At 71.0% G+C, this 15,294-nt stretch carries 14 protein-coding genes; 12 read left to right on the top strand and 2 right to left on the bottom strand.

The annotated features are described in order from the left end of the window. The first annotated feature begins 81 nt into the window (after positions 1 to 81). The 5 genes from OP497_RS13615 to OP497_RS13595 are packed head-to-tail and all read left to right on the top strand — an operon-like array spanning position 82 to position 5,160. The gene (locus OP497_RS13615; protein WP_280549297.1) at positions 82 to 618 is read left to right on the top strand and encodes an NUDIX domain-containing protein; all 537 of its coding nucleotides are present in this window, start codon (positions 82 to 84) and stop codon (positions 616 to 618) included. Continuing rightward, positions 615 to 1,541 (top strand): MoxR family ATPase, encoded by a 927-nt coding sequence (locus OP497_RS13610; RefSeq protein ID WP_280549295.1) that lies wholly within the window; start codon positions 615 to 617, stop codon positions 1,539 to 1,541. The genes OP497_RS13615 and OP497_RS13610 overlap by 4 nt, the downstream gene beginning before the upstream one ends. Next, positions 1,538 to 2,494: a DUF58 domain-containing protein gene (locus OP497_RS13605; RefSeq protein WP_280549294.1), complete on the top strand. Its 957-nt coding sequence runs from the start codon at positions 1,538 to 1,540 to the stop codon at positions 2,492 to 2,494. Before OP497_RS13610 ends, OP497_RS13605 begins: the two co-directional genes overlap by 4 nt. After that, a complete protein-coding gene (locus OP497_RS13600; RefSeq protein WP_280549292.1) occupies positions 2,491 to 4,629 on the top strand; it encodes a DUF3488 and transglutaminase-like domain-containing protein in 2,139 nt (712 codons plus the stop codon). The genes OP497_RS13605 and OP497_RS13600 overlap by 4 nt, the downstream gene beginning before the upstream one ends. A 45-nt stretch (positions 4,630 to 4,674) precedes the next feature. Further along, positions 4,675 to 5,160, top strand: coding sequence for a glutathione peroxidase (locus OP497_RS13595; RefSeq protein ID WP_280549290.1), 486 nt, complete (start codon positions 4,675 to 4,677; stop codon positions 5,158 to 5,160). Positions 5,161 to 5,249: 89 nt separating this feature from the next. Here OP497_RS13595 and OP497_RS13590 read toward each other — a convergent pair whose 3' ends face one another. Then, a complete protein-coding gene (locus tag OP497_RS13590; RefSeq protein WP_280549288.1) occupies positions 5,250 to 5,636 on the bottom strand; it encodes a hypothetical protein in 387 nt (128 codons plus the stop codon). Positions 5,637 to 5,832: 196 nt separating this feature from the next. Here OP497_RS13590 and fabV point away from each other — a divergent pair, with 196 nt between their 5' ends. Continuing rightward, a complete protein-coding gene (fabV, locus tag OP497_RS13585; protein ID WP_280549286.1) occupies positions 5,833 to 7,059 on the top strand; it encodes an enoyl-ACP reductase FabV in 1,227 nt (408 codons plus the stop codon). Positions 7,060 to 7,201: 142 nt separating this feature from the next. Continuing rightward, positions 7,202 to 8,179, top strand: coding sequence for a GlxA family transcriptional regulator (locus OP497_RS13580; RefSeq protein ID WP_280549284.1), 978 nt, complete (start codon positions 7,202 to 7,204; stop codon positions 8,177 to 8,179). A 16-nt stretch (positions 8,180 to 8,195) separates the two neighbouring features. On the opposite strand, the gene OP497_RS13575 is transcribed toward OP497_RS13580, so the two are convergent. After that, entirely contained in the window at positions 8,196 to 8,807 is a 612-nt protein-coding gene (locus tag OP497_RS13575) for a class I SAM-dependent methyltransferase (protein ID WP_280549282.1), read from the bottom strand. Between the two features lie 209 nt (positions 8,808 to 9,016). Between OP497_RS13575 and OP497_RS13570 the strand changes: the two genes are divergently transcribed. From OP497_RS13570 to astB, 5 genes are read left to right on the top strand one after another with little or no spacing between them, the layout of a single operon-like run. Continuing rightward, positions 9,017 to 10,231: an aspartate aminotransferase family protein gene (locus tag OP497_RS13570; RefSeq protein ID WP_280549279.1), complete on the top strand. Its 1,215-nt coding sequence runs from the start codon at positions 9,017 to 9,019 to the stop codon at positions 10,229 to 10,231. Positions 10,232 to 10,281: 50 nt separating this feature from the next. Continuing rightward, the gene (locus tag OP497_RS13565) at positions 10,282 to 11,370 is read left to right on the top strand and encodes an arginine N-succinyltransferase (RefSeq protein WP_280549277.1); all 1,089 of its coding nucleotides are present in this window, start codon (positions 10,282 to 10,284) and stop codon (positions 11,368 to 11,370) included. Then, positions 11,370 to 12,416 carry an arginine N-succinyltransferase gene (astA, locus tag OP497_RS13560; protein ID WP_280549274.1) on the top strand — a complete coding sequence of 349 codons (1,047 nt, stop codon included), beginning with the start codon at positions 11,370 to 11,372 and terminating at the stop codon, positions 12,414 to 12,416. Before OP497_RS13565 ends, astA begins: the two co-directional genes overlap by 1 nt. Continuing rightward, a complete protein-coding gene (astD, locus tag OP497_RS13555) occupies positions 12,416 to 13,885 on the top strand; it encodes a succinylglutamate-semialdehyde dehydrogenase (RefSeq protein WP_280549272.1) in 1,470 nt (489 codons plus the stop codon). Before astA ends, astD begins: the two co-directional genes overlap by 1 nt. Further along, entirely contained in the window at positions 13,882 to 15,261 is a 1,380-nt protein-coding gene (astB, locus tag OP497_RS13550; RefSeq protein ID WP_280549270.1) for an N-succinylarginine dihydrolase, read from the top strand. Before astD ends, astB begins: the two co-directional genes overlap by 4 nt. Positions 15,262 to 15,294 lie beyond the last annotated feature (33 nt).

Below are 15,294 nucleotides of genomic sequence, written 5' to 3'. Positions count from 1 at the left end.
CCGCCCGGCGAGCGGTCAACGCGCGGCGTGACGCTGCCGGCGTGACTGGGTAGGCTGAAGGCATTTCCCCGGGAGTCCCCCATGACCATCGATGCATCCCTGCCCGAGCCGCATATCGCCGATGAGCAGATCCAGCTGGTGGATGCGCGCAACCGCCCCTGCGGCAGCGCCCCCCGGGCCGCCATGCGCCGCTTCCGGTTCTGGCACCGGGCCACCTATGTGGTGGTGCGCAATCGCCGCGGCGAGCTCTGCGTGCAGCGTCGCACCCTGACCAAAGAGGTCTTCCCGGGCGGGCTGGACCTCGCCGCCGGCGGCGTGGTGGGAGCCGGCGAGGCGGTGCACGTGGCGGCCCGCCGCGAGCTGGCAGAAGAGCTCGGCATCCGGGGTGTGCCGCTGCGACATCTGGGCGAGTTCGTCCATGACGCGGGCGGCAACCATATCTTCGGCAGCCTCTTCCTGGTCGACCACGATGGCCCGCTGACGCTGCAGGCCGAGGAGGTGGCCGAGGCCTTCTGGCTGCCACCCGCCGAGGCCCTGGCCCTGGAGGGCGTCACCCCGGATACCCGCCAGGCGGTGCAGGCCCTGCTGGCCGGCGGCGAGCTGGAGGCGGGGCGATGAACCGGCCGGAGCGACTTCCCGACCTGGAGGCGGTGCTTGCCGCCCTGGAAGGGGTGGTGCTCGGCAAGTCGCGGGAGGTGCGCCTGGCGCTCTGCTGCCTGCTGGCCCGCGGCCACCTGCTGATCGAAGACCTGCCGGGGCTCGGCAAGACCACCCTGGCCCAGGCGCTGGCGCGGGTCGTGGGCCTGGACATGCAGCGCCTGCAGTTCACCAGCGACCTGCTGCCCGCCGACGTGCTGGGGGTCTCGGTCTTCGACCCGCGGGAGGCGCGCTTCCTCTTCCATCCCGGGCCGGTCTTCCACGGCCTGGTGCTGGCCGACGAGATCAACCGGGCCACCCCCAAGACCCAGAGCGCGCTGCTCGAGGCGATGGAGGAGGGGCGGGTGACCGTGGAGGGCGAGACCCGGGCGCTGCCCGAGCCCTTCTTCGTGATCGCCACTCAGAACCCCCAGGAGCAGGCAGGGACCTTCCCGCTGCCGGAGTCGCAGCTCGACCGCTTCCTGATGCGCCTCTCGCTGGGCTATCCGGACCCCCGCGCCGAGCGCGAGATCCTGCGCGGCCGGGCCGGGCGAGTGAAACTCGAGGCGCTGATGCCGCTGCTCGACGCCGAGCGCCTGCGCGGCTGGCAGGCGCAGCTGGACGGGGTCCATGTGGCCGATGCCCTGCTCGACTACGTCCAGGCCCTGGCCGCGGCCAGCCGCGAGCATCCCGAGCTGGCCTGGGGGCTCTCCACCCGGGGCGTGCTGGCCCTGCTCCAGGCGGCCCGGGGCTGGGCGCTGCTCGAGGGGCGCGATCACGTGCTGCCCGAGGACGTCCAGGCGGTGTGGGTCCCGGTGACGGGCCATCGACTCAGCAGCGGCCCCCGGGAGGAGGGCGAGGCGCTGGCCCGCCACCTGCTGACCCGCGTGGCGGTGATGGGGTGAGCGTGGCCACCGCGGCGACCTCCGGCCCCCGCCCTGCCGGGCGGTTGCGCCACTGGTGGCTGCGTCGCCTGGCCGCCTCGATGGATCACCCCCTGCCCCAGCGACGGCTGTTCCTGATTCCCACCCGCTTCGGCCTGGGCTGGGCGGTGCTGGTGGTGGTGCTGCTGCTGTTCGGCATCAACTACCAGAACAGCCTGGCCTACGGGCTGGCCTTCTGGCTGTTCAGCGTCGGCGTGGTAGTGCTGCTGCGCGGCTGGCTCAACCTGCTCGGCGTCACCCCGGGGCTGCGGTTGCCCCGGGAGGCCTTCGCCGGCGGCGAGGCGCGTCTGGGGGTGGTGCTCAGGGCACGCCGCGAGCGCACGGCCCTGGAACTCCGCTGCGACGGTGCCCGGGGCCGGGTGGACATCGTCGGCGGCCTCGGCGAGGCCGAGCTGGCCCTGCCGACGCCCCGGCGCGGGGTCCTGGCGCTGCCCTGGCTGCGCCTCGAGACCCGCTGGCCGCTGGGGCTGGTCCGGGTGGTGGCCTGGGTCCGCCACGACGCCGAGCTGCTGGTCTGGCCACGCCCGGTGGGGGAGGACGAGCCGGCCGTGCGCCACGGCGGGGCGGGCCTGGAGGCCAGCGACTTCGCGGGATTGCGCCGCTTTCAGCCCGGCGACAGCCCGGGGCGGGTGGCCTGGAAGCAGTGGAGCCGCACCGGGGTGCTCGCCACCAAGGCGTTCAGCGTGCCGCCGCGCCGGCAGCTGTGGCTGGACTACGCCGCCTGTCGCGGCGACCCGGAGCGGCGCCTCTCGGTGCTCTGTGCCCGGGTGCTGGCCCACCACCGTGCCGGCGACCGCTATGGCCTCAGGCTGCCGGGCCTCACCCTGCCCCAGGGTGAGGGCGAGGCCCAGCGGCGCCGGGCGCTGGATGCCCTGGCGCGCTTCCCGGCGGCCCGGCCGGAGGCTGGAGCATGAGCGTCCGTACTCCCGCCAGGCTGGCGGCCCCGGCCGTGCTGGCGGATGGCCGGGGGCTGAGCGGGGGCATGCTGCGTCAGCTGTTCATCGGCCAGTGCCTGGTGCTGGCCCTGCACCTCGCCTGGATGCCGGCCTGGCTGGTGGCACTGGCCCTGGCGGTGGCCGGCTACCGGCTCGTGCAGCTGCGTCGCGGCCTGCCCCGTGCCGGCATCCTGCTGCGGCTGGCCGCGGTGGGCGGGCTAGTGCTGGCGCTGTGGCTGCAGTTCGGCACCCTGGGCACCATGGACGGGCTGGTCGGCCTGCTGCTCGGCGTCTACCTGCTCAAGCTGCTCGAGACCCATGACCGGCGCGATGCCCGGGTGGTGGTGGTGATCGGCCTGGTGGCAACGACCGTGGCCTTCCTGCATGACCAGGGGATTGCCATGGCCGCGGGTGCCCTGCTGGCGGTGGCCTGGCTGCTGCAGTCGCTGGTCTGGCTCTCCGGTGCCACCGGCCTGCGCCAGGCCTGGCGGGAGACGGCCTGGCTACTGGCGCTCTCGGCCCCGCTGATGGCGCTGCTGTTCGTCGCCTTCCCGCGCCTGGGGCCGCTGTGGAGCATGCCCCAGCTGGACCGGGCCGCCACCGGCCTGACCGACGAGATCTCCCCGGGCGACATCGCCGAGCTGTCGCGCAGCGATGCGCGGGCCTTCCGGGTCCGCTTCGAGGGGCGCGAGCCCGCCCCCGACGAGCGTTACTGGCGGGTCTACACCCTGTCGCACTTCGATGGCATCCGCTGGTCGCGGGCCACGCCCGACCAACTGGCCGGCGCCCTGGAGCGCCCGGTCGAGGCCTTCGTGCGTGAAGGAACACGCTCCCCCTGGCAGGCGCAGGAGGGCGCGCGCTTCAGCGCCGAGCTGCTGCTCGAGCCCGACAGCCGCACCTGGCGCCCCTCGCTGGGCACGCCGCTGGAAAGCGACAGCCGCCTGCGCTTTCTGGCCGACGGCACCCTGGAGGGGCTGACCCCGCTGAGTTCTCGCAGCCTGCTGAGGCTCTCCAGCAGCGGGGCGCCGCCGGTCAATCCGGACCCCGCCGGGGAGCGGTGGCACCGCCTGCTGCCCGACGGTGCCAACCCCCGTACCCGGGCCCTGGCCGAGCGGCTGTGGCGGGAGAGCGACGGCGACCCCGACGCCTATCTCGCGGCGATGATGGCGCGTTTCGGCGAGGCCCCCTATCGCTATACGCTCTCGCCGCCCCGGCTGGTCGGCGAGCACCGCGTCGATGACTTCCTGTTCGACAGCCAGGCCGGCTACTGCACCTACTACGCCTCGGCGGCCGCCGTGATGGCGCGGATGGTCGGCATCCCGGCGCGGGTAGTAGCGGGTTTCCTGGGCGGTGAGCGACACCCGGATGGCCACTTCACGGTCAGAGACTATGATGCCCACGCCTGGGTGGAGGTATGGCGCGACGCTGCCTGGCGGCGCCTGGATCCCACCGCCGTCATCGCCCCGGAGCGCATCGAGCAGGGCGCCCAGGCGGTCGATGACGGCGCCGAGGCCTTCCTGGCGGATGCCCGCTTCTCGCCGCTGCGCATGCGCGAGGTGGGCTGGGTGAACCGCCTGCGCCTGGAGTGGGAGCGCCTGGAGTACCGCTGGCAGCGCGGGGTGATCGGCTACCAGCGCGAGTCGCGTCGCTCCCTGATGGCAAGGCTGGCGGGGTGGTGGCGCGAGGCCTGGGCGCGGTTGGATGCGTGGCTGCCCGGCCGGGGGGCCGTGACCACTGCGCTGGGCCTGGTGGTGGTGCTGGTCGTTGCCGCGGGCCTTGTCCTGCTGGCTCGTGGGAGCTGGCAACACCGCCGGCGCCGGCGCCGGCGTGACGAGCGCTGGCTGGTGGGCAGCCTGCAGGCCTGGCTGGCCCGGCATGGCCTGGCGGCCCGCCCGGGGGAGTCTCCCGCCGCCCACCTGCGGCGCATCGCCCCCCAGGCCGGGCCGGCGGGGAGGGCGCTCGAGGAGTGTGCCCGGGACCTCGAGCGGCTGGCCTATGCGCCCCTCGAGGAGGCCGAGCGGCGCCAGCGGCGACGCCGGCTGGCGCAGCGCGTGGCCGAGGTGCGCCGCCGGTTGCCGAGGCGGCGGTTTGGCCCGGGCGGGGCTGGTGCGTGAGGAGTCGGCATGTCATCGTAGAGGGTCAGAGAGCGAGCCCGATCCATGTCCATCCATGATTACGAATGCCGCACCCCGAGTGGTGAGCCCTTCAACCTGCGCGCCCTGCGTGGCCAGGTGCTGCTGATCGTCAATGTGGCCAGCCAGTGCGGTTTTACCTCCCAGCTGCGTGACCTCGAGCACCTCTATGTTCGCTATCGCGACCGGGGGTTCACCGTGCTGGGCTTTCCGTGCAACCAGTTCGCCCGCCAGTCGCCGGAGTCGGCGCTGGACTTCTGTCGCTTCGCCGAGCACGAGTACGGGGTGTCATTCCCGCTGCTGGAGAAGGTCAGGGTCAACGGCCGCGGCGCCCATCCGCTGTTCGTCGAGCTCAAGCGCCAAGCGCCGGGGGTGCTGGGAACCGGCATGATCAAGTGGAACTTCACCAAGTTCCTGGTCGGCCGGGATGGCCGGGGCATTCACCGGTTCTCCCCCCGCGACGGCGAGGTGGCGTTGCGCGAGGCGCTGGAGAAGGCCCTGGACGAGCCCTGAAGGACCAGGCATCTCGCCGCGTTCGACCGGCACCCGCTCCCTCGGCGCGTTCCAGCCCAATGGCCGAGCCGGGTCATCCCGGGTCGTGGTCAGGGCATCTCGCCGCGCTCGACCAGCACCCGTCCCATCAGCTCGTTCCAGCGATGGCGCGTCATCATGGTGGTCAGTCCCGAGAACAACGCCCAGCTCTTGCGCCGCCAACCGTTGAGCCGCAGATTGTGGGCCACCAACTGCTTCATCAGCTTGTGGTCGTCGAACGAGCGCCATTCGCCGGCCACCGACATCTGGTGGCGCGAGAGCACCGGGGCAAGTTCCAGGCGGAAGACCCACTCCAGATCGCGCACGCTCAGGTCGTGGCGCTGGATGACCGCGACCATGCGCGCATAGTCGGTCTCGCGGGGCTCCCGTTCCAGCCACAGCGGGGCCAGCGCCAGCCATAGCTCGCCGCGTTCGTCGACCAGCATCTGTGCATCCATCGCTACCCTCCTGCCACACTCGTTGCCCGGGACGAGCATCCTGCACCAGCCCTGCGCTGGCCTCAAGGGCGGACAGCTGCCGTCGGGGCCGCTAGAATGTCGCCCACTGCCCCTTCGATCCAACCATTCGGCGCATTCATTCCCCCATGCGGACGGGAGCGGTTGCCCCGCCCGCCGGACAACAACGAGGTCTGACGTGATCATCAAGCCCAAGGTACGCGGTTTCATCTGCACCACCACCCACCCCGTCGGCTGCGAGAAGAACGTGCTCGAGCAGATCGAGGCGACCCGCGCCCGCGGCCTGGACAAGACCCCGGGTGACGAGGAGCAGCGGCCGAAGAAGGTGCTGGTGATCGGTGCGTCCAGCGGCTACGGCCTGGCGGCCCGCATCACCGCGGCCTTTGGCTACGGGGCCGACACCCTGGGTGTGTTCTTCGAGAAGCCCGGCAGCGAGAAGAAGCCCGGCACCGCCGGCTGGTACAACAGCGCCGCCTTCGACCGGTTCGCCAAGGCCGAGGGCCTCTACAGCAAGTCGATCAACGGCGACGCCTTCTCCCACGAGGCCCGCGAGACCGCCATCGAGCTGATCCAGCAGGACCTGGGCCAGGTCGACCTGGTGGTCTACTCGCTGGCCTCGCCGGTGCGAAAGCTTCCCGACAGCGGCGAGCTCAAGCGCTCGGCGCTCAAGCCGATCGGCGAGACCTACCGTGCCACCGCCATCGACACCAACAAGGATGCCATCATCGAGGCCGAGGTCGAGCCCGCCACCGAGCAGGAGATCGAGGACACCAGGGCAGTGATGGGCGGCGAGGACTGGGAACTATGGATCGATGCCCTGGACCGTGCCGGAGTGCTGGCGCCCGGGGCCCGCAGCGTGGCCTTCAGCTACATCGGCACCGAGATCACCTGGCCGATCTACTGGCACGGCGCCCTGGGCAAGGCGAAAGAGGATCTGGATCGTGCCGCCGGCGAGATCGACAAGCGCCTTTCCGCCACCGGTGGCGGCGCCAATGTGGCGGTGCTCAAGTCGGTCGTCACCCAGGCTAGCGCGGCCATCCCGGTGATGCCGCTCTATATCGCCATGGTCTACAAGGTGATGAAGGAGAAGGGCCTGCACGAGGGCACCATCGACCAGCTCAATCGCCTGTTCGGCGAGCAACTCTATTCACCTCGAGGTCAGGGCGGTGAGGTGGCCACCGATCAGGCCGGCCGCCTGCGCCTGGACGACCGGGAGCTGCGCGATGACGTCCAGCAGGCCTGCAAGGCGCTGTGGCCTCGGGTGACCACCGAGAATCTTTTCGAGATCACCGACTACGCCGGCTACAAGCACGACTTCCTGAAGCTGTTCGGCTTCGAGCGCGACGACGTGGACTACGAGGCCGACGTGAACCCGGTGGCCGACTTCGATGTCGTGAACCTGTAGGGTCCCGCGTTTCCGGCAACGCCGAATAGGCCGCACGACGCCGCTGCCCTGTCCGCGCGGCGGGGCTGTGGATCTTCCTGGCCTTGGGTAAGATGGGGCACATTGCCCAGCGCCCCGGCACCCACCCCAAGGCCAGATCTGCATGCCCGAGCCCCTCACTTCCCTTCGCCCGACGTCAGTGACGCGGCATGTCGGCGTGGTGGTGCTGCCCGGCTTCTCCCTGCTGGCCCAGGCCTGTGCCACCGAGCCCCTGGCGGTGGCCAACCGCCTCGAGGGACGCACGCTCTATCGGCTTACCACCTTCGCCAGCGTTGCCGGCCCGGTGGCCAGCGCCTCCCATCAGGCACTGATGCCCCAGGCCGGGATCAATGAGGTCGATGAGCCCCTGGACCTGCTGCTGGTGTGCGCCCCGGGCCCGCTCTTCGGCAGCGTCCCCGTGCCCTTGATCGAGTGGCTACGTCGGCTGGCCGGGGCGGGCGTGCTGCTGGGCGGCATCGGCGGTGGCACCGAAGTGCTGGCCCGGGCCGGGGTGCTGGATGGCTACCGGGCGACGCTGCCCTGGCAGCGCTTCGATGCCTTCTCCGAGGCCTTCCCCCGCGTGCGCCTCTCCCGCCAGCTCTTCGAGATCGACCGCGACCGCCTGACCTGCGGGGGCGGCACCGCCGCCATGGACATGATGATGACCCTGGTGGGCAGCCAGCACGGCCCCCGGTTGGCCGAGCGCATCTCCGAGCACTTCGTGCTGGAGCGTATCCGCATGGGCGACGAGCCCCAGCAGGTCCCGCTGCGCTCGCGGCTCGGCCATGCCCCCGAGAGCCTGGCTGAGGCGGTGGCGCTGATGGAGGCCAACATCGAGGAGCCGCTGACCACCCACGAGCTGGCCGAGCACCTGGGCATCTCCCGTCGCCAGCTAGAGCGACTGTTCAAGAAGTACCTGCAGGCGGTGCCCAGCCGCTACTACCTGGACCTGCGCCTGCAGCAGGCGCGGCGCCTGCTGCGTGAGAGCGACCGTCCCGCCGGCGAGATCGCCCTGCAGACCGGCTTCTCCTCGGCGGCGCACTTCTCCACCGCCTACCGCAACCACTTCGACATCACGCCCCGCGAGGAGCGGCTGAGGTAGAGAGCGGGTCGACTCGCTAGCGCGCCAACAGGGCGCGGACCAGCGAGCCCATCATTACCGGTGTGTCCTGCTCGATGACGAAGCCGGCCGCCTCCAGCAGTGGCCGGGCCTGGCGGGTGATGTCGGTGGCGATGGCCGAGGTGAGGGCGTTCAGGCCATGTCGGACGAGGCCCGCGGGATGGTCGTCGGTCTGGAACTTGTCCATCACGCAGAGCTGGCCATCCGGCTTCAGCACCCGGCGGGCCTCGGCGAGCCCCCGTGCGGGGTCGGGCATCACCGCCAGTATCAGGTGCATCACCACCACGTCGAAGTGGTCGTCAGGGTAGGCGAGGCACTCGGCATCCATGACCTGGGGCTGGACGTCCCGGCCCTGAGCCTCGGCGCGCTGCTCGAGGCGCCTGACCATGGTCGGTGACAGGTCGCCGGCGTGAAGCTCGATGTCGCGGGGCAGCCAAGGCAGGTCGAGCCCGGTGCCGGCGCCGACCAGCAGCACCCGCATGCCGGGCTGCCAGGTCACCTGGCCGAGGGCCGTGCGGCGGGCTCCACGGAAGGCGCGCTCGGCAACCAGGTCGTAGACCGGGGCGTAGAGCCCGTAGCGGATCCGGTTCCAGGCCGTGGTGTTGAACATGACGAACTCCTCGTCGACGGGGGGGTGTCCCGCGGCGCGCCTGGGGCAGCACGGCGACTGCCTTTTACACAACTCGCCGTCCCATTGCTGAAAGCTTCCTGCGGCGGCGCTCCCTATACTCGAGTGTCAGTTGACTCGAATGATAGTTGATCCGAATGATAGTTGATCCGAGTGATAGTTGATTCGTCATGCCAGGAATGGAGAGCGACATGAGCCAGACCCCGACCCGCGCCGACTTCGACCACTACATGGTGCCCAACTACGCCCCTCAGAAGGCGGTTCCGGTGCGCGGCGAGGGGAGTCGCCTGTGGGACCAGGAGGGCCGCGAGTACATCGATTTTGCCGGCGGTATCGCCGTGAATGGCCTGGGGCACTGCCATCCGGTGCTGGTCGAGGCCCTCACGGCCCAGGCGAACAAGCTCTGGCACCTCTCCAATGTCTATACCAACGAGCCGGCCCTGGCTCTGGCGCGCAGCCTGGTCGAGCGCACCTTCGCCGACAAGGTCTACCTCTGCTCCTCCGGCGGCGAGGCCAACGAGGCGGCCCTCAAGCTGGCGCGGCGCTGGGCCCATGACCAGTATGGCGAGCACAAGCACCGCATCGTCTCCTTCTCGCAGTCCTTCCATGGCCGTACCTTCTTCACCGTCAGCGTCGGCGGGCAGCCCAAGTACTCCCAGGGCTTCGGCCCGGTGCCGGGGGGCATCGTCCATGGCCAGTTCAATGACCTGGACAGCGTGCGCAACCTGATCGATGACGACACCTGCGCGGTGATGGTCGAGCCGATGCAGGGGGAGGGCGGCATCATCCCCGCCGACCCCGAGTTCCTGCAGGGGCTGCGCGACCTGTGCGACGCCTTCGATGCGCTGCTGATCTTCGACGAGGTGCAGACCGGGGCCGGGCGCACCGGCTCGCTCTATGCCTACCAGCAATACGGCGTGACCCCGGACATCCTGACCAGCGCCAAGTCGCTGGGCGGCGGCTTCCCGGTGGGTGCCATGCTGACCACCGACCGCGTGGCCCCGGCCATGGCCATCGGCACCCACGGCTCCACCTACGGCGGCAACCCGCTGGCCTCGGCCGTGGCCCTGGCCGCCGTGGAGTACATCGACACCCCCGAGGTGCTCGAGGGCATCAAGCGCCGCCATGATCTCTTCCGCGAGCACCTCGAGGCGATCAACCGCCAGCATGGCGTGTTCCGGGAGATCCGCGGCATGGGGCTGCTGATCGGAGCCGAGATGGCACCGGCGTACGAGGGGCGGGCCAAGGACATCCTGCCGCTGGCCCTCGAGGAGGGGCTGATGGCGCTCATCGCCGGCCCCAACGTGCTGCGCATGGCACCCTCGCTGGTGATCCCCGAGGCCGATGTCGCCGAGGGCATGGCGCGTCTCGAGCGGGCGGTGGCAAGGCTGGTGGCGGGGCAGTGAGCCCCGGTTCCGCGATGCGTGACGACTCATCCCCTTCCGGAGACCCTGCCATGCTGGTCATACGCCCCGTCCGCCCAGCGGACCTGCCGGCCCTGGAGCGGCTGGCCGGCAGCGCGACGCCGCGGCTGACCAACCTGCCGGCCCACCGTGATCGTCTGGAAGAGCGTATCGCCCGCTCCCAGCGTGCCTTCGCCGCCGAGGTCGAGGCGCCCGGCGACGAGCACTACACCTTCGTGCTCGAGGACCTGGCGCGCGGAGAGGTGGTAGGTACCGCCACCATCCGGGCCCAGGCCGGCGCCCGCGAGGCCTACTACACCTATCGCCAGGAGACGCTGATCCACGCCTCCCAGCAGCTCGACGTGCGTCGCGAGGTGCCGACCCTGTCGCTCTCCCACGAGGTCTCGGAGGCGACCCTGCTCTGTGCCCTGTCGCTAGATGCCCGCTACAAGGGCACCAGCGCCGAAAGCCTGCTGCGCCGGGCGCGGCTGATGTTCATCGCCCAGTACCCCGAGCGCTTCGCCGGGATCCTGGCCATGGCCTTTCCCGGCTACCTGGACGAGCAGGGCGAGTCGCCGTTCTGGAACAGCGTGGGGCGCCACTTCTTCGTGCGCGACTACCAGGAGATCAACTACCTGGCCGGGGTGCGCTCGAAGAGCTTCATCGCCGAGGTCATGCCTCAGTTCCCGCTCTACCTGGCGCTGCTCACCCCCCAGGCCCGGGCCGCCATCGGCCGCGAGCATCCCGACCACGAGCCGGCCTTGACCGAGATGCTGGCCGAGGGCTTCCTGCGCTCGCGCCACGTGGATCTCTTCGATGCCGGCCCGGTGATAAAGGCCGAGCGCGAGCGCCTGGCCAGCTTCCGCCGGGCCGCCTGGCACCCGGTGCGCATCCGTCCCGCCCACGCGCTGCCCGATGCCGAACCGGCCATGGTCGCCAACCAGCGCCTCGGCGATTTCCGCTGCGTGGTGGCGCGCTATGCCCTGTCGCCCACCGGCCAGCTGATGCTCTCCCCGGCGCATGCCGAGCGGCTGGGCGTGGAGGAGGGGCGCGCCGTGCTGGCCGCCCCCCTGCCGCTGCCGGGGATGGGGGATGGGAGTGTCGACGCGCACGATCCGGGCTATGACGAGGGAGAGCTGTGATGCGTATGCGACCGATCGCCGAGGGCGACCTGGACGAGCTGCAGGCCCTGGCCCGGGAGACCGGGGTGGGCTTCACCTCGCTGCCCGACAACCGCGACTTCCTGGCGGCCAAGATCGCCTCGACGGTGGCCGCCTTCGAGGAGCGCACGCCGCAGGACCAGCGGCTCTACTTCTTCGTGCTCGAGGACGAGGCGAGCGGACGGTTGGCCGGCTGCTGTGCCATCGAGGGCCAGGTGGGGCGCGAGATCCCCTTCTACCACTACCGGCTCGGGACCCTGGCCCACTCCTCGGTACAGCTCGACCTGCACCGCACCATCGACACCCTCTTCCTGAGCTCCGATCACACCGGCGATGCCGAGGTGGCCTCGCTGTTCCTGCGCCCCGAGTACCGCGGTGCCGACCGTCGCCACGAGCGCAACGGCGCGCTGTTGTCGATGATGCGCTGGCTGTTCATGGCCGAGTTCCGCGACCGCTTCCCCGACAAGGTGCTCGCCGAGATGCGCGGCGTCTTCGACGAGCACGGCAGGAGCCCCTTCTGGGAGTGCCTGGGCAGCCACTTCTTCCCGCTCGACTTCGACGAGGCAGACAAGCTCACGGGGCTTGGCCAGAAGAGCTTCATCGGTGAGCTGATGCCCAAGTTCCCGATCTACACCCCCTTCCTCAGTGAGGCGGCGCGGGCCTGCATCGGCCAGGTCCATGTCCATACCCGACCGGCGCTGGCCATGCTCAAGAAGGAGGGCCTGCGCTGGGAGGGCTATATCGACATCTTCGACGGCGGCCCCACTGTGGAGGCTTACATCGACGACGTGCGTGGGGTGCGGCTGTCGCGGCGCTGCCGGGTGGAGGTCAAGACCGGCATGCTCGAGCGCTCGCCGCGGCCGCGCTGGCTGGCGGCCACCACCGGGATGGCCGGCTTCTGTGCCGCCTGGCTGGGACGCGGGCCCGACGCCGAGGGCGTGGTGACGCTCGACGAAGCCGAGGCACGTCGGCTGGAGGTCGCCTCCGGCGACACCCTGCGCATACTGGATACCGAGGAGGAGGCGTGATGAAGGCAAGACGACAACTGCTGATCGGTGGCACCTGGCAGGCGGGTGAGGGCGAGGCCTTCACCAAGCACGATCCGGTGTCCGATGAACGCCTCTGGGAAGGCGCCGCCGCCACCGAGGCCCAGGTAGGCGCCGCGGTGGCGGCCGCCCGGGGCGCCTTCCCGGCCTGGGCGCGCACCGCCTTCGACGAGCGCCAGGCGCTGGTCGAGCGCTTCCGCGAGGTGCTGGAGCGTCATCGCGAGGACCTGGCCACCGCCATCGCCCAGGAGACCGGCAAGCCCCTCTGGGAAGCCCGCACCGAGGTCGGCGCGATGATCGGTAAGGTGGCGATCTCGATCCGCGCCTACCAGGAGCGCACCGGCGAGCGCAGCCGCGATCTGGGGGACGCCACCGCCGTGCTGCGCCATCGCCCGCATGGGGTGATGGCGGTCTACGGCCCCTACAACTTCCCCGGCCACCTGCCCAACGGCCACATGGTGCCGGCGCTGCTGGCCGGCAACTGCGTGGTGTTCAAGCCCAGCGAGCAGACCCCGCTGACCGCCGACCTCACCCTGCAGTGCTGGCAGGAGGCGGGGCTGCCCGACGGCGTGATCAATCTGGTGCAGGGCGCGGCCGCTACCGGCCAGGCGCTCTCGGCAAACCCCGGCATCGATGGCCTGCTGTTCACCGGCAGCGCCCGGGTCGGGGGCCTCCTGCATCGCCAGTTCGCCGACCAGCTGGACAAGATCCTGGCCCTGGAGCTCGGCGGCAACAACCCGCTGGTGGTGAAGGATGTCCCCGACCAGGAGGCGGCCGTGCTGAGCATCCTGCAGTCGGCCTTCCTCTCCGGCGGCCAGCGCTGCACCTGCGCCCGGCGGCTGATCGTGCCCGAGGGCCAGGTGGGGGATCACCTGCTGGATGCCCTCAGTGACGCCATCTCGCGGCTGCGGGTGGCGGGCCAGTTCAGTGACCCCGCGCCCTTCTATGCCGGCCTGGTGAGCGTGGTGGCCGCCGATGGCCTGCTCAAGGCCCAGGACGACCTGGAGGCGCTGGGGGGCACGGTGCTGGCGCGCATGGCGCGTGTCGAACCGGATACCAGCCTGCTCAGCCCGGCGCTGATCGACGTCACCGGCCTGGCGGTGCCCGACGAGGAGCACTTCGGCCCGCTGCTCAAGGTGCATCGTTATCGCGACTGGGACGAGGCGCTGCGCCTGGCCAACGATACCCGCTACGGCCTCTCCGCCGGGCTGATCGGCGGCGAGCGCGATGACTGGGACGACTTCCTGCTGCGTATCCGCGCCGGCATCGTCAACTGGAACCGCCAGACCACCGGCGCTTCCGGCGATGCGCCCTTCGGTGGCGTCGGCGAGAGCGGCAACCATCGCCCCAGCGCCTACTACGCCGCCGACTACTGTGCCTATCCGGTCGCCTCCATGGAGAGCGAGGCGCTGGTGCTGCCCGAGACGCTGCCGCCGGGGGTGACGCTATGAGCCAGCCGACCCCGGACGTACGCGAGGTCAACTCTCTTGAGGTCAACTTCGACGGCCTGGTCGGCCCGACCCACAACTATGCCGGCCTGGCCCTGGGCAATGTCGCCTCCATGACCCACGGCGGCCTGGAGGCCAATCCCCGGGAGGCCGCCCTGCAGGGCCTGGGCAAGATGAAGGCGCTGATGGACGCCGGCTACGCCCAGGGCGTGCTGCCGCCCCAGCAGCGCCCCGACCTGGGGGCGCTTCGCCAGCTCGGCTTCTCCGGCAGCGATGCGCGGGTGCTGGCCCGGGCGGCGGGCGAGGCCCCGCAGATCCTGCGCGCGGTCTGCTCGGCCTCGAGCATGTGGACCGCCAATGCCGCCACGGTGACGCCCTCCGCGGATGCGCCGGACGGCCGGGTGCACGTCACCCCGGCCAACCTGCAGTCGAGCTTCCACCGCTTCCTGGAGCCGGCCACCACCGCCCGAGTGCTGGCAGCGATCTTCCGCGACGAGGCGTGCTTCGCCCACCACCCGGTGCTGCCGGCGACCCCGGCTTTCTCCGACGAGGGCGCGGCCAACCATACCCGCCTCGCCGCGGACCACGGCGAGCCTGGGGTGCACCTCTTCGTCTATGGCCGCGCGGCCTTCGGCTGGGGAGCGGAGGAGGGCGTGGCCCCCCGGCGCTACCCGGCGCGCCAGACCCTGGAAGCGAGCCAGGCAATTGCCCGCCAGCATGGCCTCACGGAGTCCCAGGTGGTGTTCGCCCAGCAGCACCCCGAGGCCATCGACGCCGGTGTCTTCCACAACGACGTCATCAGCGTGGGCAACGGCCCGGTGCTGCTCTACCACGAGCGAGCCTTCCTCGACGAGCAGGCCACCCTGGATGCGCTGAGGGGCAAGATGGCCACGCCGCTGGTGCCGATACGGATTCCCGAGGAGGCGGTCAGCCTTGAGGACGCCGTGGCCTCCTACCTCTTCAACTCCCAGCTGCTCTCCAACCCGGACGGCACCATGACGCTGGTGGTGCCCGGGGAGTGCCAGGAACGCGAGAGCGTCTGGCGCACCATCCAGGATCTCCTGCTGGCCGGCCACAATCCCATCAGCGAGGTCGTGGTCAAGGACGTCAAGCAGAGCATGCGCAACGGCGGAGGCCCCGCCTGCCTGCGGCTGCGGGTGGTGCTCTCGGCGGCCGAGCGCGCGGCCCTGTCGGGACGTGTCCTGCTCACCGAGGCCCTGCACGGCGAGCTCACCGCCTGGGTCGAGCGTCACTACCGCGACCGCTTGGCCCCGGAGGACCTGGCCGACCCGCAGCTGGCCAAGGAGACCCTGGCGGCGCTGGACGAGCTGACGGGGATCCTGGCCATCGGCGCCGTCTACCCCTTCCAGCGAGGATGAGTGGCGCGCCGAGTGCCGGTGGCGCAGGCCAGG

It is taken from the genome of Halomonas sp. 11-S5 (genome assembly GCF_029889825.1).
Taxonomy (GTDB): domain Bacteria; phylum Pseudomonadota; class Gammaproteobacteria; order Pseudomonadales; family Halomonadaceae; genus Halomonas.
This window is presented reverse-complemented; position numbering and strand designations above follow the sequence as displayed.

What these genes read in the sequence shown, in the direction of transcription:
- OP497_RS13615 (WP_280549297.1), top strand. Translation starts at nt 82, where the DNA reads ATGACCATCGATGCATCCCTGCCCGAGCCGCATATCGCCGATGAGCAG.
- OP497_RS13610 (WP_280549295.1), top strand. Translation starts at nt 615, where the DNA reads ATGAACCGGCCGGAGCGACTTCCCGACCTGGAGGCGGTGCTTGCCGCC.
- OP497_RS13600 (WP_280549292.1), top strand. Translation starts at nt 2,491, where the DNA reads ATGAGCGTCCGTACTCCCGCCAGGCTGGCGGCCCCGGCCGTGCTGGCG.
- OP497_RS13595 (WP_280549290.1), top strand. Translation starts at nt 4,675, where the DNA reads ATGTCCATCCATGATTACGAATGCCGCACCCCGAGTGGTGAGCCCTTC.
- OP497_RS13590 (WP_280549288.1), bottom strand. Translation starts at nt 5,636, where the DNA reads ATGGATGCACAGATGCTGGTCGACGAACGCGGCGAGCTATGGCTGGCG.
- OP497_RS13580 (WP_280549284.1), top strand. Translation starts at nt 7,202, where the DNA reads ATGCCCGAGCCCCTCACTTCCCTTCGCCCGACGTCAGTGACGCGGCAT.
- OP497_RS13575 (WP_280549282.1), bottom strand. Translation starts at nt 8,807, where the DNA reads ATGTTCAACACCACGGCCTGGAACCGGATCCGCTACGGGCTCTACGCC.
- OP497_RS13570 (WP_280549279.1), top strand. Translation starts at nt 9,017, where the DNA reads ATGAGCCAGACCCCGACCCGCGCCGACTTCGACCACTACATGGTGCCC.
- OP497_RS13565 (WP_280549277.1), top strand. Translation starts at nt 10,282, where the DNA reads ATGCTGGTCATACGCCCCGTCCGCCCAGCGGACCTGCCGGCCCTGGAG.
- astA (WP_280549274.1), top strand. Translation starts at nt 11,370, where the DNA reads ATGCGTATGCGACCGATCGCCGAGGGCGACCTGGACGAGCTGCAGGCC.
- astD (WP_280549272.1), top strand. Translation starts at nt 12,416, where the DNA reads ATGAAGGCAAGACGACAACTGCTGATCGGTGGCACCTGGCAGGCGGGT.
- astB (WP_280549270.1), top strand. Translation starts at nt 13,882, where the DNA reads ATGAGCCAGCCGACCCCGGACGTACGCGAGGTCAACTCTCTTGAGGTC.